This is a genomic window from Confluentibacter sediminis (assembly GCF_003258355.1).
In the GTDB taxonomy this organism is placed as follows: Bacteria; Bacteroidota; Bacteroidia; order Flavobacteriales; family Flavobacteriaceae; genus Confluentibacter; species Confluentibacter sediminis.
Genome location: NZ_QKPO01000003.1, coordinates 333,603 through 357,610 on the forward strand (window position 1 = coordinate 333,603; position 24,008 = coordinate 357,610).

Annotated in this window: 16 protein-coding genes and 1 pseudogene; 3 read left to right on the forward strand and 14 right to left on the reverse strand. The window is 33.1% G+C overall.

The genetic code is table 11. From position 1 onward, the window contains the following. The first annotated feature begins 246 nt into the window (after positions 1 to 246). Positions 247 to 4,056 (forward strand): glycoside hydrolase family 3 C-terminal domain-containing protein, encoded by a 3,810-nt coding sequence (locus DKT72_RS03325; protein WP_220628070.1) that lies wholly within the window; start codon positions 247 to 249, stop codon positions 4,054 to 4,056. A 358-nt stretch (positions 4,057 to 4,414) separates the two neighbouring features. On the opposite strand, the gene DKT72_RS03330 is transcribed toward DKT72_RS03325, so the two are convergent. The 8 genes and pseudogenes from DKT72_RS03330 to DKT72_RS03365 form a co-directional block, all read right to left on the reverse strand. After that, positions 4,415 to 4,558 carry a hypothetical protein gene (locus DKT72_RS03330; protein ID WP_111307297.1) on the reverse strand — a complete coding sequence of 48 codons (144 nt, stop codon included), beginning with the start codon at positions 4,556 to 4,558 and terminating at the stop codon, positions 4,415 to 4,417. A 189-nt stretch (positions 4,559 to 4,747) separates the two neighbouring features. Then, positions 4,748 to 5,332 carry a DUF4202 domain-containing protein gene (locus DKT72_RS03335; RefSeq protein WP_111307298.1) on the reverse strand — a complete coding sequence of 195 codons (585 nt, stop codon included), beginning with the start codon at positions 5,330 to 5,332 and terminating at the stop codon, positions 4,748 to 4,750. Positions 5,333 to 5,343: 11 nt separating this feature from the next. Further along, positions 5,344 to 5,490: pseudogene (locus DKT72_RS03340) on the reverse strand (nitrite reductase (NAD(P)H) small subunit); the annotation flags it as partial. Between the two features lie 175 nt (positions 5,491 to 5,665). Further along, positions 5,666 to 8,752, reverse strand: coding sequence for a PAS domain-containing hybrid sensor histidine kinase/response regulator (locus DKT72_RS03345; RefSeq protein WP_111307300.1), 3,087 nt, complete (start codon positions 8,750 to 8,752; stop codon positions 5,666 to 5,668). A gap of 274 nt (positions 8,753 to 9,026) precedes the next feature. Next, a complete protein-coding gene (locus tag DKT72_RS18700) occupies positions 9,027 to 9,212 on the reverse strand; it encodes an LUD domain-containing protein (RefSeq protein WP_111307342.1) in 186 nt (61 codons plus the stop codon). 67 nt (positions 9,213 to 9,279) lie between these two features. After that, positions 9,280 to 9,432, reverse strand: a complete 153-nt coding sequence (locus DKT72_RS18165; RefSeq protein WP_162623228.1) for a hypothetical protein — start codon at positions 9,430 to 9,432, stop codon at positions 9,280 to 9,282. 176 nt (positions 9,433 to 9,608) lie between these two features. Further along, positions 9,609 to 10,772, reverse strand: a complete 1,164-nt coding sequence (gene uxuA / locus DKT72_RS03360) for a mannonate dehydratase (protein ID WP_111307301.1) — start codon at positions 10,770 to 10,772, stop codon at positions 9,609 to 9,611. 18 nt (positions 10,773 to 10,790) lie between these two features. Further along, complete coding sequence (locus DKT72_RS03365) at positions 10,791 to 11,603, reverse strand: SDR family oxidoreductase (protein ID WP_111307302.1); 813 nt, start codon at positions 11,601 to 11,603, stop codon at positions 10,791 to 10,793. 191 nt (positions 11,604 to 11,794) lie between these two features. On the opposite strand from DKT72_RS03365, the gene DKT72_RS03370 reads away from it, so the two are divergent. Further along, complete coding sequence (locus DKT72_RS03370; RefSeq protein ID WP_111307343.1) at positions 11,795 to 13,525, forward strand: APC family permease; 1,731 nt, start codon at positions 11,795 to 11,797, stop codon at positions 13,523 to 13,525. Positions 13,526 to 13,543: 18 nt separating this feature from the next. Here the strand turns inward: DKT72_RS03370 and DKT72_RS03375 are convergent, their stop codons facing one another. From DKT72_RS03375 to nhaD, 6 genes are all read right to left on the reverse strand, one after another. Next, positions 13,544 to 15,079: a GMC oxidoreductase gene (locus tag DKT72_RS03375; RefSeq protein WP_111307303.1), complete on the reverse strand. Its 1,536-nt coding sequence runs from the start codon at positions 15,077 to 15,079 to the stop codon at positions 13,544 to 13,546. A gap of 11 nt (positions 15,080 to 15,090) precedes the next feature. Further along, on the reverse strand, positions 15,091 to 16,260 hold the full coding sequence (locus DKT72_RS03380) for an MFS transporter (protein WP_111307304.1): 1,170 nt from the start codon (positions 16,258 to 16,260) through the stop codon (positions 15,091 to 15,093). Continuing rightward, positions 16,253 to 18,190, reverse strand: coding sequence for an amylo-alpha-1,6-glucosidase (locus tag DKT72_RS03385; protein WP_111307305.1), 1,938 nt, complete (start codon positions 18,188 to 18,190; stop codon positions 16,253 to 16,255). Before DKT72_RS03385 ends, DKT72_RS03380 begins: the two co-directional genes overlap by 8 nt. A 6-nt stretch (positions 18,191 to 18,196) precedes the next feature. Beyond that, entirely contained in the window at positions 18,197 to 20,827 is a 2,631-nt protein-coding gene (locus tag DKT72_RS03390) for an MGH1-like glycoside hydrolase domain-containing protein (protein WP_111307344.1), read from the reverse strand. Positions 20,828 to 20,839: 12 nt separating this feature from the next. Beyond that, positions 20,840 to 21,658 (reverse strand): SDR family oxidoreductase, encoded by an 819-nt coding sequence (locus DKT72_RS03395; RefSeq protein WP_111307306.1) that lies wholly within the window; start codon positions 21,656 to 21,658, stop codon positions 20,840 to 20,842. A gap of 240 nt (positions 21,659 to 21,898) precedes the next feature. Next, on the reverse strand, positions 21,899 to 23,203 hold the full coding sequence (gene nhaD, locus DKT72_RS03400; RefSeq protein ID WP_111307307.1) for a sodium:proton antiporter NhaD: 1,305 nt from the start codon (positions 23,201 to 23,203) through the stop codon (positions 21,899 to 21,901). A gap of 497 nt (positions 23,204 to 23,700) precedes the next feature. Between nhaD and DKT72_RS03405 the strand changes: the two genes are divergently transcribed. Then, a complete protein-coding gene (locus tag DKT72_RS03405) occupies positions 23,701 to 23,970 on the forward strand; it encodes a PH domain-containing protein (RefSeq protein ID WP_111307345.1) in 270 nt (89 codons plus the stop codon). The last annotated feature ends 38 nt before the right edge of the window (positions 23,971 to 24,008 follow it).

Sequence of the window (24,008 nt, forward strand, 5' to 3'; positions counted from 1 at the left end):
CACTTTAATAATATTTTGTGGAAATATAACGCTCTTTTATAAATCATAACTATGATATTAATCAGAATTTATATTCGTTTAATTTTTTACATTCGAAGCATGTATTTTAAAATCTGACATCTGAAATAAATTATTCTTGACTCAACTAATGTATTAAACCTAATTAATTTATAACGATATCTAAGTTAAAGCAAACCTTATTCATAGTAATAAAGCCAAATTGACTAATAACAAAATTTATATACAATGAAACCCAACAAAACTAAACTCTTCTATTTAATTATTTGCTGCATTGGCAGCATGGCCTTTCTGCCAACGCAAGAGAAAGCAAAAGTCCCCATTTATCTTAATACATCTTACTCTTTTAAAGAACGAGCCATTGACTTGGTTTCTAGGATGACTCCCGAAGAAAAGCAAAGCCAACTTGGTAATACCATGCCCCCTATCCCAAGACTTGGTGTGAATCACTATGATTTTTGGGGGGAAGCTTTGCACGGAATTATGGGCAGAAACAACAATAGCGGTATGACAGCAACCTCATTTCCCAATAGTGTAGCCGTTGGTGCTACATGGGATCCTGAACTTATAAAACGTGAAACAAACGCTATTTCAGATGAAGCAAGAGGTTTTAACCATGATCTTATTTTCACGCTCACCTATTGGTCACCCGTTATTGAACCCGCCAGAGACCCGCGTTGGGGAAGAACGGCAGAAACATTTGGTGAAGATCCCTTTTTGGTTTCACAAATTGGAAAAAGTTTCATTCAAGGTTTAATGGGAGATGATCCGACCTATCTTAAATCTGTTCCATGTGGGAAGCACTATTTTGCCAATAATACAGAGTTTAATCGCCATTCGGGTAGTTCTGATATGGATGATAGAGACATGAGGGAATTTTATCTACTTCCTTATAGAACACTGATAAAAGAAGACAATCTCCCCTCAATTATGACAGCCTACGGTGCCGTAAACGGTGTTCCCATGTCTGCCAATAAATATTTGGTAGATACTATTGCACGGAAAACTTATGGCTTAGATGGTTATGTTACAGGTGACTGTGGTGCCATTGATGATATTGTTAGAGGACATCATTATTCCAAAACCAATGAAGAAGCTGCGGCTTTGGGACTTCTAGCTGGTGTTGACACTGATTGTGGTGGTGTGTATCAAAACCACACGCTAGATGCATTAGAAAAAGGGCTGCTTACACAAGGTGACATCGATAAAGCCTTAATAAACATTTTTACCATAAGAATGCGAATAGGCGAATTTGACCCTAAAGAAATAGTTCCTTATAGCGGTATTAAACCAAATATTATTAATGATCCTTCTCACAACGATCTTGCATTAGAAATAGCAACTAAGACGCCTGTTCTACTTAAAAACAATGCTGTTGGCAAAACAAGTAATAAAGCGCTACCTATTAACTTAAAAGGAATTAAAAGAATAGCTGTATTAGGACCTCAAGCCGATAAAATAGAATTAGGGGATTATTCGGGTGAAGTTGAAGCATCACTAAAAATCACCCCTTTAGCAGGAATTCAAAATTATATAAAACAACACGATCTAGATATAGAAGTTGTATCTAAATCAAGTGGTAATACCAATAGGAAAACAGATTTCTTTACTATGCTGGGTTTTTCAACAGTTAGCAAGGATAATGTTTTAAAGGAATATGATGCCACAAAATTTGACAACTCCTCTGCAGGCTTAATTACTTCGGCGCGCTTTGGACAAACTTCTGTAAGAGGCATTAAAAATGGGGATTGGACCGCATATAACAATGTTGATATTACCAATGTTGATTCCATGAAATTTAATATGACCGTATCTGGAGAAGGTGGATTACTAGAAGTAAGAGTTGGTTCTGCAACTGGGAATATATTGGCATCGGAAAAAATTGAAAGCAGCCAACAATCAGGTGGTTTTGGTGGTTTTGGAAGATCTAAATCTGTTCCTGTTAAAATAAACACCTTAGGAATTACCGGTCCTCAAACCATTGTGCTAGTATATCGGGAAGCTGAAACTCCAAATATCGATCAAGAAACCCTAGACATGGCAGCCTCAGCAGATGTAACCTTAATTTTTGTAGGTACAGATCAAACAACTGGCAGGGAAGAATCTGACCGCTTCGCAATAACCTTACCTGGAAACCAAAATGAACTGATTAAATCAGTTTCTGCTGTCAATCCAAATACGATTGTAGTAATGCAAACTATGGGTATGGTAGAAGTAGAACAATTTAAAAATTCAGCAAACATTCCAGGCATTATCTGGACTGGTTATAATGGTCAGGCACAAGGTACTGCCATGGCTAAAATTTTATTTGGAGATGTTAATCCAGGTGGAAAGCTAAATGTGACTTGGCACAAATCATTAAATGACCTTCCAGATTTTAATGATTATACATTGCGCGGCGATGGCACCAATGGAAGAACTTACTGGTATTTCAATAAAGATGTATCCTATGAATTTGGATTTGGTCTATCTTATACCTCTTTTGAATACAGCAATTTCAAAATCAATAAGAACAGCATCTCTCCTAATGACAAAGTCACTATTAGTGTTGATGTTAAAAATACAGGAGCAGTAGATGGAGATGAAGTTGTTCAGGTATATTTGAAAACACCTGATAGTCCTGCTTCAAGTGAAAGACCAATTAAAAGATTGAAAGGATTTAAAAGAGTGACTATTCCGAAAGGACAAATAAAAACAGTATCTATTGATATTGACTGTAAAGATCTTTGGTTTTGGGATGCTAAAAAAGGTGAAATCACTTTCGACCAAGGTCAATACATTTTTGAAATTGGAGCTTCTTCAAGAGATATTAAAGGGCAAGTAGAAGCTAAAATGAGTGGTGCTTATAAACCCATATTAACAACAGTTGTAGCAGAAAGCAATAAAATGGTTTTAAAACCTGGTGACGTAGTACAGACCAACGTTACCGCAGCTATGTCTGATGATAGTTTTTATGACCTATCAAAAGCTCAAGTTGTTTACAAAAGCAACAATCCTTCGGTGATCAAAGTGGATGAAAATGGAAAAGTAACCGCTACGGGCGTCGGAGTTGCGTCTATTTATGCTGATGTAACTGTAGATGGCACAACCCTTTCTGGTAATTACCCTTTAAAAGTAATGCCAGACCTTAGCCCAAAATCAATTACCATTAACGGCAAAAACATTAGTGGTTTCAATAAAAAAATAAAAGCCTACAGCTACCTTTTAAGCAATAAATCAAAAATTCCCGTAATTAAAGCATCTGCGTTAGGAGATAACATTACCGTAGATATCGAACAACTTAAAACTGTTCCTGGAACTGCCGTTGTGAAATTTATTGATAATATAACACTTGAAACCAATACGTATTACTTGAATTTCGATATTAACTCAGTTAGTGATGAATTCAATGGTTCTGTTGGTACCCAATGGAAATGGTTTAGGGAAAACAAAGCAACCGTAAGCACCACAAATAATAACGGCTCGCTAACCATAACCAGTGAAGCTGGAGATATTTCAGAAAACACTAATAATGCGAAAAACATATTATTGCAAAGTGCTAACAATGATTGGACTGTTGAAACAAAATTGGTATGCTCAAGAACCCCATCGCAACCAGAAAACGCTGGAATTCTTGCCTATCAAAATGACGGTAATTTTGTTAAATTAATGCTACGAGCTGTTACAAAAACCACTCGCTCTAACGGAATTCAACCCGGAACCATCGACTTTATGATAGAAGAAAACGACATTGCAAAATCGGTTGCAAGTTTTAATCTGAAAACAGAAATAACAGGCAGCAATTACTTAATTCTAAAATTAGAGAAAAAAGGCAGTCTTTATACAGCTTATTATTCACTAGACGGTACCAAATTTGAAACGCTTGGAAGTGTAGATATGTTATTGAAGGATATTAAAGCAGGACTGGTTGTCTGTGATGGTGTGATAACACAGTATATGAAAAGTATCTATTATTTTAATTCAGATATAACAAAGCTCGATACACCATTCGATGTGTCATTTGATTATTTTCACATAACAAATTATGGACTGAATTAATGACATTAGTAAGGCTTAAATTACTGTTGAGAAATCGTAATGTTTTTAAGCTTAAATAAAAAAGAATCCCGCTTTGGCGGGATTCTAACTTTAATCATTTTGACCAATTTAAACTATTTAAATATTCTGAGAAGTTAAATCGAAGATATTTTAGCGAAAGGCTTGTTATTGCTAATATTACAGAATTATGAGTGAAAACGGATATTTAATTTTTGAATGTTCCTACGGGAAGTGGCAGAATATTTTCTATTTCTTCAAAATGGATTTTGAAGAACCACTGATGATACCAAACTTCGGATTTAATTCCTTGAACCTTTGAGAAACAACAACACTGCTATTTCCAGGTAATCTTAAACTATCATGTCCTTTTTTGAAGAGCATGGTGGGACGCTTCCCATAAAGACAATGTTTTTTTAAGCTGGTCTTTTAATGCTATTCTTTTATCTAAATCATTTTCAGTTGAAATAGAAACAATCTCTTTTGTTAATTTCTGACTCAACATACGCTGCCTACCCGCAATATTAATAACTGTAGAATCTCTTTCTTAATCGTGAAGATATTTTCCAATAAGAATTTGACTGATAATTACCGAAAGGGCAATCGTACTTAGCGCTATGATATAGAGCCGACTTAATCGTTCGAAAGTACGTTGATCTAAAGAATTACTATGTTTAGTCATTTACAAACATATTTAAGAAATGGCTTGCTTTATTAATGCCAAACTTTTATTTGAATAAGGAATTTTCAATGCGGCTGCATGTCCTTTCTCAGACATTTTTTTCCATGTTTTTTGAAGAATATCAATGAGCTTTTCATCATCATGCTTTTCAGCAAATTCTTCAAAATAATAATCTAAAAACACCAAACATATGACATCTTCTAAGGCTTGGCTCCCATCATCTTTCTTAATAAGTTTTTTATTGATTAAAAAAGAAACCCGATCTATAAATTCGGGTTCATAACCTACTTCTTTTAAAATATTAGCTGTAATGTCTGCATGCATTTTTTTAAGAGTTTCACGCCATTTTAAATACCCAACTTTATCCATAGGATATTCATCTCTGGCAATTTTCCATCTGCAAATATGCTGGGCTCTTGCCGCAATTTGCAATTCTTCGGACGCATTGGGTTCAAATTGTAATAATTTTTGAGACATGCGTTGGGAATACACCAATTCTTTGGACACCTCTAAACCATATACTTGATAGGTATTTATATCTTCTGAATTTTTTTTATCTATCAAAATAATCGCGCTCTCAAATCGTGTTGGTTTCATAATTTTCTGTATTAATCAGAAAAGCCAATATACACATTTTCGCTCTCAATTTTAACAGGATACACTGCGATTTTTAAGTCATCACCATCTAGATTGGAACCATCTTCCAATGAAAAATTCTTTTTATGCATAGGACACGCCACTTTAGTAATACTTTTATTGATTAATAAACAAAGACAGATACAGCTTTATTTACTGGAATCAACTGAAAACAAAAACCTTCAACCAAAAAGGCTAAAGGTAGGTTCTAAAAGAAACGAGAACAGGCTGTAAATTTTAGCTTATTTATTACATACGAAAATGTATTGGATATAAAATTTCATCTTTTTATATTTATAGCAACCTCTGTAAAATAGTTACTAAATCTTTTCTCACAAATGGCTTTTCTAAAAAAGCATCCATTCCATTATGCATACATGATTCTAAATCCTCTTGAAAAGTATTTGCTGTCATTGCTATAATTTTAACAGGGCTATCTATTCCTTCCATTTCTTCTAGCTCTCTAATTTTTAAAGTGGCCTCAATACCATCCATTATTGGCATTCTAATATCCATTAATATAATATCAAATTCTTGATTTTTAAATAGATTAACAGCATCTAGTCCATTTTTTGCTACTTCAACATGAGAAGATAATTCACTAAGTACTATTTGGGCTACTTTAATATTTACTAAATTATCATCAACAACTAAAAAACGTTTATTTTTATACTCAATACGGAAATTTTCATTCTCAACAGTTTCCAGATATGCTTGTTGATATTCCATTCCAAAAACTTTTAAAATAACATTCAAGAGTTGATTCATTTTAATTGGTTTGTTGAGTCCTGTTTCAAAACCAATTTTTTTCATTTCTTGATGAGGTATTACATCTGTAACTGAAGATAACAATATGATTTTTAAATCTCTTAAATAGGTATCTCTCTTTATTTTTTTAGCAAATTCTGCTCCACTAATATTTGGCATTTGGTAGTCTACCAAAACCAAATCTACTTTTTTGGTATTTTTTTCTTTAAGGAAATCAATAGCATCATTTCCGTCATAAAATTCAGTAACTTCTACGTCCCATCTCTCAAGATATCTTTTAAAGATCAACCTATTTGTTTCATTATCATCTACTAAGACAATGTGTTTACCTTTTAAATCTTCTTTGTTAAAAATTATCTTATTCTTTTTAACCTTATCAGTAATACCAAAAAATGCATTAAAATAAAAAGTAGATCCAACATCTGGTGAACTATCAAGTTGCAAAACACCACCCATTTGGTCAACTAAACGCTTTGAAATTGCCAAACCAAGTCCAGTTCCTCCATATTTTCTGGTTGTAGATGCATCAACTTGTGAAAATGACTTAAACAATTTTTCTTGATTTTCTTTTGAAATTCCAATACCAGAATCCTTTACTTTAAACTCAATTTTATGAATGCCATCCATATTTTCAATGTAGTTGACATAAATAACAACTTCTCCTTTAGAAGTAAATTTAATAGCATTATTGACTAGATTAGTGATAATTTGTTTTAAGCGAACATAATCACCACTTACATATTCTGGAATATCAGGGTCTACGAAAGTAAAAAGACTTACAGACTTTGCCAAAGCAGAAACAAGATGAATATCTGCCACCTCTTCAATGATACTTCTAATATTTATTGGAACCGTTTCCAACTCCATATTTCCAGATTCTATCTTAGAAAAATCTAAAATATCATTAATCAATGACAATAAGGTTTGTCCCGATTTAATTATAATGTCCAAATACTCCATTTGAAGTGGTTCAAGAGCCGATTTACTTAATATATCAGCCATACCAATAATGCCGTTCATTGGTGTTCTAATTTCATGCGACATATTGGCAAGAAATAAACTTTTAGCTTTATTAGCTTCCTCAGCTTTTATCTTAGCAGAAGCATATCGTTGTTTTACCAATTCTTGCATGGTAACATCTCTAGAAATACCTACCAAACCAACAATATTGGAATTTTCATCTTTTATTGGGACTTTTGTTATGGACACCCAAGTTTTTTCATTAGTTAATTTTTCAACTTTATTAATTAACTCTTTACCATTCTTAAGTACCTGTAAATCTTGTTGATAATATTTTTTTGCCTTGTTTTTTATAATAAGATCTGAATCATACTTCCCTATTATACTATTAACATCGACTTTAAAAAAATCTGCAAAAGCCTTATTTACTCTAGTGTATTTTGCATCTGTATCTTTGAAGAAAATATAGTCTGGAACATTATCCATTAATATCTGCAAAAGTTCTCTTTCTTTCTCTAATTTGTCTTCTAATCTTTTTTGTTCTGTAAAATCATGTGAGATACCCACAATTCCCACAACTTCATTTTTAGTATTAAAAAACGGAATCTTAGTCGTTAATTCCCAAATTAGCTCATCATTTTTTCTATAACTTTCTAGTTTGTTCAACATACTAACACCCTCGCTCATAATCCTTTGTTCATCGTCAAAAGCTTCTTGCGCATGATCATGTTCAAAAAAATCAAAATCAGTCTTCCCATATAGTTCTTGTGGTGAAGAAAGACCAAACATTTTCGCCAATGCTAAATTGCATCTAATAAATTTGGAATTTCTATCTTTAAAATAAATCCTATCTGGAAGGTTATTCATTAACAAATCCATGAATTCTTTTTCCCTTAGAAGCTCTTTTTCAATTTGATATTCGTTCGTTACATCCCTTGAAATTCCTACCATTCCTATGCAGTTCCCATCAGCATCCATTAGAGGAGCTTTTGTCGCCCTTACATATTTATCACCTTTTGAAGTTACTATATGTTCTAATTTTTTAATCAATGGGATACCGCTTTGCATTAAGGTTTGTTCATCCTCATAGGATTCTTTGCTTTGAATTTCATCAAAATAATCTGCATCTCTTTTGCCAATAGCATCATCAATTGAAGAAATCCCAAGAGTAACAGCTTGAGCATGGTTTATTTTCGTAAATCTTGAATCCCTATCTTTAAAATAAATAGTATCGGGTATATTATCCATTAAAAAATCCAGAAACTTTTGGCTTTTCTCTAGTTCTATTTTACTAGATTTTTTTTGCTTGCCTCTTTTATTTAATTGATTCGTCTCTTCAACTAAATTCAAATTAATGAACAGCTTAAAAATGTCTTGGGCTGTAAATTTTTCTGGTAAATAATGAATTTGTAGCTTCGAATTATTATAATCTTTAATAAGTTTTCCTGAAATAATAATCGGTATCTGATTATCTATATTAGTAATATCATTAAACTCGGAGGACAAGCAAAATAAAGCATCTGGTCTTTTATGGCTTAGAGCAGTAATTAATAATTCTATATTACTAAAAAAGTAATATGCTAAACCTCCATACTCTGGGAAGAATTCTAATAAACTAAAATTACTTTTACTAAATATGAATAGTCTTTTCATTTTATAAAGATAAAGTAACTAACTTCTCAAAAAACAATTTATCTTTTTTTCTAATAAGGTTAAATGTATGAAAAATATGCTGTTATTTAGAAATAAGTTATTGTAATATTATAAATACTTAGAGGGAATACAACTTGGCATTTTTATTTTCTAAAATAAAAACAGTCAAACTAATAGCTCCTTACTCACCAATAACAAAACATTGCTCTATAGTTGCAGTCTTAAAGACCTAGAAAGAAACAGACCAAAAACACGTTTTCTACTAGCTATCAGTTTATGAAGATCTTACATGTGAAAACAAATGTGTTTTTTGAAAGAGGTAAAAAATTATACAGGCAATATGAACCTTGGCTAAATGTACTTCCTTAGCGGCATTACCTTCGTTCTTAATAACAACAAAACTGCCGCTATGAGCGACTGAAAAATTAGTACCTATAATAGCAATGTCAGTCTCTAAAATTTACTTCTTAGATCTTTTCTAGATTCATTAGTTAAATATTGAGGATTACCATTAGTAAGTTATGTTGCTAAATGCTATTGAAGTCTTCTTTTGTCTTATGAATCGCAGGAAGCTCAATATGGTTTGGTAATACTTTGGCTAGTTGTAAAATGCGTTCTCCTAAATCGGTACTTATAACTTCAATGCCTTTGGGTTCTATATAGGGGGAATTAAGTGACATTCTTCAGTAAACATCTGCTTCGTTTTTATCACTTTTTTAGCACGATTGACGGAAACGTTTTATCGATAGAATATGCCACATTTATACCTTGCTTTTTTTTAAAGTTCTAAAATAGACATTGCCACTTTAGGACATAACGAATCTATATAACAAGGTATAAATAGGCCTACTGTCATTTATTTTGAACTCCTGGAAATACCAAGGGCTAAACCACGTAATTCTGCCAAGCCACGTAAACGCCCGATAGATGTATACCCTGGATAGGCTTTGTTAGGCTCTAAATCATGTAGCATTTGATGTCCGTGATCTGGACGCATTGGCAATTGTATATTTCGTTCTTTTTCGATTTCTAAAACAGCTTTTACGACTTCGTACATATCTGAGGAACCATCCAGATGATTGTCTTCATAAAAACTGCCATCCGCTTCCCTCCTAACATTTCTCAAATGTAAAAAATGAATACGATTCGCAAATTTTCGGATCATTTTTGGCAAATCGTTATTTGGATTGGCACCTAATGAACCGGTACAAAATGTAATACCGTTTGAAGGACTGTCAATAAAACTAACTAAATCTTCTAAATCTTTTTCAGATTTAATAATTCTGGGAAGCCCCATAATATCCATTGGTGGATCGTCAGGATGAATCGCCATGACGATGCCATTTTCTTCACAAACGGGAATCACTTCATTTAAGAAATAAGATAAGTTCGCTTTTAAATCAGCATGGGACAAATTATCGTATTGGGCAATCATCTCTTTAAAAATAGGAATCGTTAAATCATCAACCGTTCCTGGCAAGCCTTTCAATACATTATCTTCTAGAGCTTGTTTTTCATCTGAAGTCATTTGAGAGAAACGAATTTTTGCTTTCTCTAGAATTTCAGGAGTATAGGAATCCTCAACACCATCGCGTTCCATAATGAAACATTCAAAAACCGCCATATCCACTTTATCAAAACGTAACGCGGTGCTACCATCAGGTAATTTCCAAAATAACTCCGTACGCGTCCAGTCTAACACAGGCATAAAATTGTAACACACATTCTTAATCCCACAAGATGCTACATTCTTTAAGCTTTGCTTATAGTTTTCTATACGTTGTAAATAATCACCTTTACGTAATTTAATGTTTTCGTGAATAGGAATACTTTCAATAAAAGACCATTCTAAATCGTGAGATTCAATCAAGTTTTTTACTTTCATAATTTCTTCAACTTCCCAAATTTCACCATTGGCAACATGGTGTAATGCCGTTACAACACCTTTTGCTCCTGCTTGTTTTATATAGGACAATTTAACAGAGTCTTTAACTCCAAACCATCTAAATGTTTCTTGCATTTTTCTTTAAATTAAAAATTATACACCACTAAAAGCACTAAAACCACCATCAACAGGAATGGTAATTCCCGTAACAAATTTTGAAGCATCTGAACACAAATAATGCAACGCGCCATGTAACTCGTCGGCATCGCCAAAACGTCTCATAGGTGTGTTAGCAATAATGGTATTTCCTCTATCTGTATAACTACCATCTTCATTTAATAATAATGCTCTATTTTGGTTTCCTATAAAAAATCCTGGAGCAATCGCATTCACTCGTAAGCCATCTCCATATTTTAAAGACAACTCCACAGCTAACCATTTGGTATAATTATCAATCGCTGCTTTTGATGCTGAATAGCCTGCAACTCTTGTAATAGCCCTTTCAGCAGCCATGGATGAAATATTGATGATAACACCTTGTTTGTTTTTCACCATTTCTTTCCCAAAAACAATAGATGGTATGATGCTTCCAAATAAATTTAAATCGACTACTTTTCTAAAGTCATCCATATTGATGTCAAAAAACGACTGGGTTGGTCCAACAGTGGCACCAGGCATGTTACCCCCCGCTGCATTAATTAACACATCTATTTTTCCATATTTAGATATGATGACATCTGATACATCTTGAAGACTTTTTTCATCAACCACATTACAAACAAAACCATCTACTTTAGGGCTTATTGAGGACATACGTTTTACCGTTTCATCAACCGTATTTTGTTTATAATGTAAAATAATTACCGTTGCCCCATGATGCAATAAATATTCTGCCATACTACCTCCTAGTACACCGCCACCACCTGTAACAAGGACTATTTTGTTTTCAATATCAAATAAATTCATGTAATTTTATTTTTTAATTTTTAATGCCCGTAAATTTATCGATTTATGATTAAAATAATAGGGAATACTTGATATTTATAAATGGAATTTTATAATAATTCGTTTTAAGTTAACATGAATTTATAAAAAACAATGTCAAGGGCTAATTATATATGAGTAAATTAGCACTATATACATTTATCTTCAATAAAATGCCGAAAAAACTCAATCAATTAGAAGCCACTGCTATTTGTGGTAACGATATAAGTTCCTCTTGCCTATATGTTTCAGCTTTAGCCATTGTGTATGCCGGACAATATGCTTGGATATCATTATTGGTAGTGGCGGTTGTACTATATTTTTTCAGGAAAATTTATGGTGAAGTTGTTGGCGCATTACCTCTTAATGGCGGTGCATACAACGCTTTACTAAATACCACAAAAAAATCAACAGCATCATTAGCAGCTTCGCTTACTGTTTTATCATATATGGCCACGGCAGTTATTTCTGTTAGTGAAGCCGTAAAATATGCGCATAGTATTCTTAATGGTATTCCTGTTCTTCCTGTGACCATAGGCTTGCTTATGGTATTTATGGGATTGGTTATTTTAGGTATCGGAGAATCGTCAAAAGTAGCTATTGGTATTTTTATATTTCATCTATTGTCTCTTACTATTCTTTGTTCATTTTGTGTTTTTTTTATTATTAATCACGGCATAGAAACATTAATTTCTAATTTTAATCTTCCCGTAAAAGGAGGTATTGTAACATCTTTATTTTTAGGTTTTTCTGCAGCCATGTTAGGAATAAGCGGTTTTGAGAGTTCGGCAAATTATGTTGAAGAACAAGAAAAAGGGGTGTTTCCTAAAACACTTAGAAACATGTGGATTGTAGTAACTGTCTTTAATCCACTTATAGCTTTTTTGGCACTTGCCATTATACCCATGGACAACATCATAGGAAATCAAGATGCTTTATTATCGATTATGGGAAATAAAGCCAGTGGACATTGGCTTTCGTTATTAATTGGTATTGATGCAGCCTTAGTATTGAGTGGTGCGGTATTAACATCTTTTGTTGGTGTTGGAGGTTTAATGAAGCGGATGGCTTTGGATAGAATATTGCCAAAAGAGCTACTTAAAAAAACATCTAAAGACAGTAATTATTTAATTTTCATATTGTTTTTTGTACTTTGTGTTTCCATTTTATTAGTGACTCAGGGAGATTTGGGTAAACTTGCTGGTGTCTATACCATTGCCTTTCTTTCTGTCATGATTTTATTTGGTATTGGAAATTTACTTTTAAAAGTAAATCGTTCCCGTTTACCACGACCTGAAAAATCAAGTTGGCTCGGACTTTTTATTGGGGTTTTTGCAGTAGGAGCTGCCATTGTTGGTAATGTGATGTTAAACCCACAATACTTAGCGATTTTTATGGAATATCTAATTCCGTCCCTTGTTGTAGTATTTTTTATGCTTTATAGAACCCATATTTACAAACTTTTTTTAACCGTTTTAGATTATATATTTCCTGATAAAGGAAAAGTGTTTCAAAAATTAAACTCAAAAACAAAACAATTGCTGCATAATATAAACAAACAACAGTTTGTGTATTTTGCTAAACGTGACGATGTTGCCACGTTAAATAAAGTATTGCTGTATATTTCAGAAAATGAAGCCACTAAACGGGTGAAAATAGTTACTATATTAGATAAAGACGAAAAGGTAGACATTAGCCTAAAAAAAGACATCGATACTTTAGATAGAGCGTATCCTTTAATTGATGTCGAGTTTATTGAGGAACATGGTGTTTTTGGCCCAGAAAAAATCAAAGAATTATCGAAACGTTGGCGCATTCCAACCAATTTTATGTTCATTGCCTCTCCAGGCGATAAATTTCCTTATGAAATTCAGGAGTTAGGTGAAGTCAGATTGATCATATAAAACCTGTTAAGATAAACCCTAAAGAATATCTTTTTTAATATAATCTCCAACACGTAAAGCCATAGCAATGATTGTCAATGCTGGATTGACTGCTGAACTAGAGACGAAAAAACTACCATCCACAACAAAAAGATTTTTCACATCGTGGGATTGACAAAAAATATCCAACGCCGATGTTTTTGAATCATTTCCAAAGCGAACGGTACCATTTTGATGTGCTACCGCTGCAATATCCATATTCTTACTAAAATAAATATGTTTTGGAAAAAAATGCGAAAACTTACCAGAATGGCTCAAAGCATATTTTAGTTTTTCAGTCAATTTTTCGTGTGGCAACCAATTATTCTTATTGTAAATAACCTTAATCTTTTCATCTTTTAACATAATCCTATTATTGGGATCTGGTAAATCTTCGGAAGTCAACCAAAAATCAACGGCATGCTTCGCCATAATATCGAATGTAAATCCTGGGGCTGGAATGGGACTGTCTCCACTTATTTGAATTTTGTCTGATTTCCCCAACATTTGAATATGACCTAAAGGAAATTCAAAATCCTCACTTCTATGGTAATAATCATTAATCCCGAAGGTTTTCCCGAATTTGGTATGATTAGGTTCGGTTGATAATGCTATCATCGCTGAATTGTTATGAAACATATAATGTCTGCCCACAACATCTGATGCATTTCCTAATCCGTTAGGGTGCTTATCATTAGCACTTTTTAATAATAATGCAGCCGAATTAATAGCGCCTGCAGACAGTATCACTATATCTGCATTAATTATAATATTTTCATTTTGATAATTTACATCAACAGCAGAAATCTCGGTTCCACTAGAATTTGTTAATAATTTATTGACTTGAGCGTTCGTCCAAAGCGTTACATTGTCATGTTTCAAAGCCAATCTTAAAGAATTTGTTTGGGCATCTGCTTTATGTTCTGTGGGGTCTGGAAATCCATCAAACCGATCTAACACAAATGGGCCGCTCGCTTTTTTATCAATATCCGGGTTTACTCCGATTGGTAAAGGGAATGGATGTAAACCAAAAGTTTTCAAATCATCTACAACTTCTTGTATTCTAGGCTCATGTGGAAGAGGTGGCAATGGATACGGATTTTCATCATTTGGATCGGTCGGATCTATGCCTCGCTCGCCGTGAACATTATACAGTTTTTCAGCTTCTAAATAATAAGGTTTTAAATCCGTATAAGATATAGGCCATTTGGGAGATATACCTCCATAATGTTTTACTTCATTAAAATCACTTTCCCGCATTCTAAATAAGGCAGCTCCATAAAGTTTGGTATTGCCCCCTACGTTATAATGTTGTCCCGGGCCAAATTCCTTATCATTTTTATCTAACCATTTTTCCTTTGTGGTATATCTGTTTTTTACAAAGACTTCTTCACTATCCCAATTTTCTTTTTCTATGGGAATATAATCACCCCGCTCGAGAATCAATATTTTTTTTCCTGAGTCTGCTAATTTATAGGCTATGGTGGCACCTCCTGCCCCAGAACCAATGATAATAATATCGACATGTTTAGTCATAGTATTTAACTTTAAATTTTATGATGTTTAAATTTTTTGCTAGCCCAATAAATGATTACAAAAACCATAAAAGCGATTATACCAATCATTTTAAACAGAAAGGACAATGAGTTAGCTTTGCTCAACAAGCCTAAAAAATTGGTACTTACCGCTGTTCCAAATTGTAACGAAGCGACCAAGACTCCAGAAACGATAACCGCGTTTTTACTGAACTCTTTGGTTGCCCAACTTACAGAATTAGGAAATATACTTGACATGCAAATGCCGGCTACTCCCATAACTAGAATATTTGTAAATGGCGATTTATAAAGCGGATTAAAAAAAAGTAACAAGGCCACTAACGACATGGCTAATAAATACACCCATCTTAAATTGAATTTAATAGAGAGTAAACTAAAAGCAATTCTGCCAAATGCCAATCCAGACCAAAACATGGCAAGCCCTAATGATGCTTGTTTGATAGATAAGCCCTGACTCTTTAAGAAAACCGTACTATAGCTTCCCAAAGTGCCTTCGCAAATTCCATAAAGCACCACAATTATTATAAACCACCATAAATGCTTGGGTATTTTTAAACATCCTTTTATTTCAAAAAGTGGATTTTCTTTAAAACGAACAAAAAAGACTAAGGCAATTAATCCTATTAAAACAAAAAAAATGGTTAATGGTAAATACTGCCAAGAGTTTGCATTTTTAATAAGACCTAATAGTAATGGCGCACCTGCTGTTCCTAGTCCTAATGAAAAATGCAATCCCGTTACCGATGCCAATTCATTTTCAGGGAATAATTGAAATGCCAAAGGATTTAAAACGGTAATAACCGCTCCAAATCCAAACCCCAAAAAGGTAGTTCCTAAATACAAAATGATTAATGCCGTTTGCTTTTCCTGTATATAAAAATGGCTTATAAATAACAAAAGCATGCTTATTATCAAACCTGACAAACCAAGTAATAATGGTTTTTTAATTCCATATTTAGACACCAAAAAAGGTATTGTTAATGCTGAAATTATGGCCAACAGAGCTTGTGGAATAAATATACTCCCAAATTCACCGCTTGATAATCCGAACTGTGAAGTATCTGTAAAAATACTTCCCATGGCAGGGAATAAAATTAAGGATAAACCCGTAAGTAATCCGCCTAGGTACACTATAATGATTTTAAGTTTTCTCTCAATCATCTATATCATAGAGTTTATAATCTGAATATAATTTTATTAAAGCACTAACAGACCATGCTTGTTGGATAGTACCCTTTCCTTGTTTGGGAGTTTTCCCATCAAAAACTTCAGAAATACAATGAATACCAAATTCATTATAAAAATGATCTTTTAATGATTGCAGCTCTCTAATAACTTCTTTTTTATTTTCTACACTATCTCCATAGATCTTAAAGAAAGCTTCATAATAAGCCCCTATCAAATAAGGCCAAACAGTACCTTGGTGATAGGTATGGTCTCTTTGCCACTGATTTCCAAAATATACACTTTCAAACTTGGGATTGTTTTCGTCTAAAGTCCGTAATCCGTAAGGAGTCCATAATTTTGATTTAACCGCATTAAAAACGGTTTTCTTTTGTTCTTTTGTTAGCAATGTAAATGGCAAACTCAGACAATATATCTGGTTAGGTCTAAAACAATTATCTACTGATTGATTGGGCACTATCACATCGTAAAGAGTGCCTTCGTTATTCATAAACATATTTACGAAATTGGATTCCAATTTTGTAATTAAATCATCATATTTCGAACCACTTTCAAATGCTAATGCGTCACATAAAAAGTTAAAAATCTTTAATGCATTATACCAAAGTGCATTAATTTCGACAGGACAACCCATTCTAGGGGTGATGACAACCCCATTTACCATGGCATCCATCCAAGTAAGTTGTAATCCTTCTTGTCCACCATATAAAAACCCTTCGGGCGTTACATGAATATTATAGCGAGTTCCCTTAATATGCCAATCTAAAATGTCCTGTAAAACGACGATTTGTTTTTTGATAAATTCTATATCGTGAAATTTTTTATGATAATCGTACAATGCGACAAAAAGCCATAAAGTCGCATCAATTGTATTGTATTCCACATCCTGATCACTATTATCTGGAAACCGATTGGGTATCATACCTTGATTAACCTTATCGAAAAATGTAGATAAAATGGACTTAGAGGCTTCTTGATTGCCAGTAGCAATGGTAAGTCCACGCATGGCAATCATGGTATCTCTTCCCCAGTCTGTAAACCAATGATATCCTGCTATAATAGAATCGCTATTTGTAGATTTTCTTTTAACCAAAAATTGATGTCCAGAAACCAATAAATCTTTATAAAATTTGCTTTTATATTCAGTAGCCTTTTTTGATCGTTTTTGTTTTTCTAAATTGAAGCATTTACTAATATCATTCTCAAGCAGTTTTTCATTTAAAGTAAATAAAATGGTTAATTCTTCTTGCGGTTGTAACTCACAAGTAATGTAACCAATTCTATAATAATCGCATGCATAGTCCAACCCTCTATTGGCTTCCATGGGTAAAAATATATTTTTGTACCAATCTCTAGCCTCCATAAAATTTCCTTTTGTCCATTTTGTGAAAACTGGTAAAGATTCATAATACGGATAGGTTTTCAAATAATCTTCCTTTATTTCCGAAAAGAAATTTGTAAATCCATTCTCATGAAAAAGGGTATGATACTCTGTAAAAACATAGAGTGGATGGATTTCAAAAGACAATGTTGAGTGTCCTTTATTAATATATTTTATGAATGTGGCATTTTCATGTTCCACCATCAAGATTTCTTTTTCTAAATTGAAATTTTGGTCTTGGTAAACCCACTTTGGAAAAGGGACTCGATTAAATTCTTTTAAGTATTTATAGCCCTGAGGATATACAATATCTGAATAAGTATTGGTAGATAAATCTATGTAGTTACCATTTAAAAAAAGACGTTCTTCAACTTTTGCCACAATCACTTTTCTATCTGTTGGCGGATTTAATGAAGCCACTAAAAGTCCGTGATAGCGTCTTGTGTTAGCGCCTTCAACAGTAGATGAAGCAAAGCCACCAATACCATTAGTTACTAGCCATTCTTTCGTAAATTGGTTATCCATGATGTTTCAAATATCTTCAATTAAATTAGCTATTAATGCTGTCCAACCTGTTTGATGAGAGGCCCCTACACCTCTACCTGTATCACCATGAAAATATTCGTAAAACAATATATGTCCTTCAAAATTAGGATCTCTATATGTTTCTGAATGTAATTCATTAATTGGCCTGTTACCGTTTTCGTCTTTTTGGAAAATTTTTATGAGCCTATTACCTAGCTCTGATATTATTTGTTCCAAGTTCTGGGAATTATCACTTCCTGTTGGGCATTCAAAACTCAGTCTGTTTCCGTAATAATTGTTATATTCTTTTAAGGCTTGAATAAACAGGTAATTTAAAGGCATCCAAATAGGCCCGCGCCAATTGGAGTTTCCACCAAAAAGTCCTGTAGTAGATTCAGCCGGTTCATAATTTATACTATAATTTACATGGTCTATAATAATGTTATAAGGACTCTCATAAACTTTTGAAAGCGACCTAATGCCATAACTACTTAAAAACTCATCTTCATTCAACAAGCTTTTTATTAAAATTTCCATTCGATCTCTAGGCACTAAGGACAGTAATAAATCTCCCCCTTCGACATGATCTTGAATTACCGGATACTTTAAGCTTTGTTTTCTGTGTTTTCTAAACCATAGAACGCTTTTTGCAAACTTGGGTAGTTTCTCTAAAGTTTCTTTTTTAACACATAATACCGCTGCTAATGACAACAGCCCTGCTATAGACTTCACTTTTATAGGTACAAATTCACCATTAGGTAAAATAAGCTTGTCGTAAAAAAAGCCATCTTTCTCATCCCATGTACCAGAATATTCTAAACTAATTTGATTTAATGCTTCTGCTATATATATAAAATGCCCGAAGTATTTAGTGGCCATATCTTCATACGTAGGATCAACCATAGCAATTTCCAAACTCATTTCCAGCATATCTAAGCAGTAAAGTGCCATCCAGGAAGTCCCATCTACTTGTTCTAAAATGCCATTTCCGGGAATACCATGGCTTCTATCAAAAACACCGATATTATCTAACCCTAAAAATCCTCCCTCAAAGACATTGTTTTCACTACTGTCTAATCTGTTTACCCACCATGTAAAGTTTAAAGCTAACTTATTGAACATGCGTTTTAGGAAATCAATATCGCCTAGCCCTATTTTTTTCTTCTCAATTTTATATAATTGCATACTTGCCCAAGCTTGTACCGGTGGATTTACATCACTAAAATTCCATTCGTAAGCTGGAATTTGCCCGTTTGGTGCCATATACCATTCTCGTGTAAAAAGAATGAGTTGTTCTTTTGCAAAATTTAAATCTACCAATCCCAAGCTTACACAATGAAAACTTGAATCCCAAGCCGCGTACCACGGATACTCCCATGTATCTGGCATGGAAACGACATCGTGGTTTCTCAGCGTTTTCCATGAGCTATTTCTTCCTTTAAGACGTTCTGATGGTGGCGTAGGTTGTTTTGGATCTCCTGCTAACCAATCTTCTATTTCATAATTATAATACTGCTTAGACCATAACAATCCTGAAAGTGCTTGTTTTTGGATAACGGATAATTCCACTGCTTCACTTTTTGTTATGTGATTATAAAAATCCGCAGACTCTTGTTGGCGATTTTCAAAAATAACATCAAAATCGATATCTAGAGGTTCTTTTAAATCTTGATTTGTTAGTCGTAATTTGATAGTTTTTGTAGCACCAGCTTCTAATTCAAAATCATATAAAGGAGAAAATTTGGTGCCTTCATCTTTTGAAGTTGCCATTGCAAAATCATCATGTATTACAGCATCATGAAATAAATCTTTTTTAAATGAATGGTCATTGGGTGTACCAAATAATTTTTCGGTATTCGTTTCATTTTCAGTAAAAAGAAGTTTTGAAGGCGATTCAAAATAAAGATTATAATTGCCTACATATACATGATTTACGGTAACAAACGCATTATCATTTTCAATCTTCTTTTTAATGATTGGCTTTTCTGGCATATCCACAAAACTCCAAAAATTGCGAATCCATAATGTCGGTAAAAGATGAAGTTGCGCTTTTTTATCCGACCGATTTACAATAGATATTTTAATAAGAATATCTTCGGCATCGGCTTTGGCATATTCTGTATACACATCAAAATATTCATTGGTGTCGAATATGCCTGTATCCAATAGCTCAAATTCCAAATCGGCTTTACTTCTTTTTCTGTTTTCTGAAACCAACTGATTATAAGGAAATTCATTTTGAGGATATTTATATAAATGCTTCATATAACTATGCGAAGGTGTATTCTCTAGATAATAATATAATTCCTTCACATCTTCTCCATGATTGCCTTCTGGCCCCGAAAGTCCAAACATACGTTCTTTTAAAATGGGATCTTTGCCATTCCATAAGGCTATTCCGAAACAGATATTACAATACCTATCGGATATCCCTGCAATACCATCTTCTCCCCAACGATAGGTTCTGCTACGGGCATGGTCGTGGGTAAAATAATCCCAGGCTGTACCATAAGGACTATAATCTTCACGAACCGTTCCCCATTGTCTTTCACTCAAATAAGATCCCCAATGCAACCAATCCTTCTTCTGGCTATAATTTTCTTCTAGTCTTTTGTGCTCTTCTGTGGTTACTGCCATCATCTTGTTTATTTATCCATTGGTTGTAAATCCAGGATAGCATGTCATACCTCCATCAACAAAAATAGTAGTACCATTAATGTATTCAGATTCATCTGAAGCCAACCAAACTGCCGCGCTTCCAATATCTTCAGGAATACCAATTCTTTTATAGGGTATTAATTTATTTAATTCTGTTAAGGCTTCTGGTGTATCCCAAGCTGGCTTATTTATAGGGGTTTTAATAGCACCTGGAGCAATACTATTGCATCGTACTTTTTGAGGGGCATATTCTTGACAAATGCTTTCCATAAGCATAACAATGGCCCCTTTGGAAGCAGCATAATTAGCATGACCTGCCCATGGGATGATTTGATGCACCGAACTCATATGTATAATTTTCCCAATAGATTTTGATATTTCAGGGCGCATACCCCGACGTAAGAACTCACGAATGGCTTCTCTGGCACATAAAAATTGTCCTGTTAAGTTAACATCTATTACTAATTGCCAATCGGCTAATGACATATCGTGTAAAGGGGCATCTTTTTGCAAGCCAGCATTGGGTATACAAATATCTACCGTTCCAAAATGATTAATGGTTTGCTTAAACATGGACTGTACCTGGTCTTCTTTACTAACATCACATTTTATAGCAATGGCATCACCACAAAGATTATTAATGGCTATTTTATGAGCTATGTCTTCAGCAATTTCTGGATGTGAATTATAATTTACTACTACATTGGCTCCATCCATCCCTATAGCGGTAGCTACAGCTTCTCCTATTCCAGAGCTGGATCCCGTAACAATACATGTTTGTCCCGCTAATCTATTATTTGGTTTTTGCATGTTATTCTGTGTTTAAATTATGGAATGATTTAATATACTTACTATAAAGTAAAGCGTTAAATATTAAACTTTACGTTAAATTTTTTATAATATAAAGTAACAATAAAAAAAATTAACGTTGTATTGATTTAATAGAATAAATAAAATGAATTATCAATAAAATAGACTAGTTAAGTAAATATTTACATAAAAAGAGCTATTCTTAAATCTAAATAACACGTATGGGAATAAAACAGGTATTTAATTTAAAAGCATGTAGGTGAAAATTCCAGAAAGATAGCCTAGAATAGCAACAAACGATATCTTTTTTATATACCAAATAAAATCGATTTTAAAAATACCCATGATGGCAACCCCCGCCGCTGAGCCTATAATTAAAATACTACCACCAGTTCCGGCACAATAAGCCAACAGCTCCCAAAAAGCACTATCAACTGGATAGACTTCTAAAGTATACATACCCATGGCACCAGCAACCATTGGTACGTTATCGATCACAGAAGATAATATTCCTATCAATCCATTAACCATATAGACACTATCAAAATTAGCATCTAAAACTTGTGAAAGTTGTAATAAATGCCCACCTACTTGCAACGCCGCCACAGCTAGTAATATTCCTAAAAAGAACAATATACTTGGGGTATCAATTCGTGTTAGAATTCCTGTTATTGAAAGCGATTTTTTATGTGCTTCGCTCTTTTTCATATGTAAAACTTCGGTAAGAATCCACATAATACTTAAACCAAACAAAATGCCCATAAAAGGAGGTAAATGTGTTATGGTTTTAAAGATAGGCACAAATAATAATGCCGATATTCCAGTCGCAAAAACAATTGTTTTTTCAAATGTACTTACTTCATTTCTTTTGCGTAATAATTCAGCATTTTCATTGATAATTTCCACATCCCCTTTTAACTTAATACTTAATATAACCAATGGTATAAGGGTAGACACTAAACTAGGAATAAAAATTTCGGCAATGATATTTGAAGCTGTAATTTGCCCGCCTATCCACAACATAATAGTGGTTACATCTCCTATGGGAGACCAAGCACCGCCAGCATTAGCTGCTATTATCATCATAGATGCAAAAATCCATAAATCGTTTTTATCTTTTATCATTTTTCTTAAAACGGCTGCCATAACTATAGCGGTCGTGAGATTATCTAAAGCAGCCGATAGAAAAAATGTTATAAAACTTAATATAATTAATAAATGACTTTTTTTCTTTATCTTAATTTTATCTGTTATCAATCCAAAACCTTCATGTGCATCCATAAGCTCGACAATAGTCATGGCTCCTAAAAGAAAAAACAAGATTTCAGAAATTTCCCCTACTTGTTCCAAAAGTGACTCCGAAAGAAAATGTAGAGATTCCATACTTTCTAAATTAGGGAAAATAGTGTCACTACCAAAAACCAACAATGTCCAACAAACAACACCCAGGAGTAACGCTGTGGCTGTTTTATTTATATTAATATTATGCTCTAAAGCTATGGCTAGATATCCTAAGATGAAAACAATAATTATGGCTAAATACATATTGAATACTTTAATTTTTTTATAACGACCGTTATTTAGGTTTATGTTGAATTTTAGAAAATCTATTAATTTTTAGTTGTAGAAACATCTGATATAAATTAGTGTATGACATTTTTTATTCTACAAACCTTTTAAGAGAATTTGAGTGTAATTTTACGTAAATTTTGTTGAAATTTTTTCAATAAAACAAAATAATTATTGTTAAAAAATAAGGTAAATAAACCACTAAATTTGTAGTACATAGGTTTATACACAAGTTTATACCCTATTTTGTTTTTAGCCTCCATATAAACGAAAAAAGAAAAGGATTTGTAATTTTACTTAACAACAAAAAGGTGACAAAAAAATATAAAGCCAAAGTATCCTACTTATTGCTGATTGTAATATTTGCTTTGTTTTTCACACCCGCTATTTTGGGAATAATATATAAAGGGATTCATAAAGAATTCTATGTATCAATAGGCATTTTAATATCTAGCTATCTTTTTATTTTAATTATGTTTTTGAATACTGATTACCTAATAGAAAACAATGAACTTAAAATTAAATGCGGATTTTTATTCCATAAAAAAATTAACATTATGGAAATTAAAAGCATTAAAAAAACAAATAGTTTAATATCCTCTCCCGCTCCTTCGTTTGATAGAATTGAAATTACCTATGGTACATCTGATACCATTATCATATCTCCAAAAGATAAAGTTACTTTTACTAAAGATTTAACTCGGATCAATCATAATATCAAGAATCATATTTCTGAAAATTAAAATCCTTTTAAAACCCTTATAATAACATATTAATAATT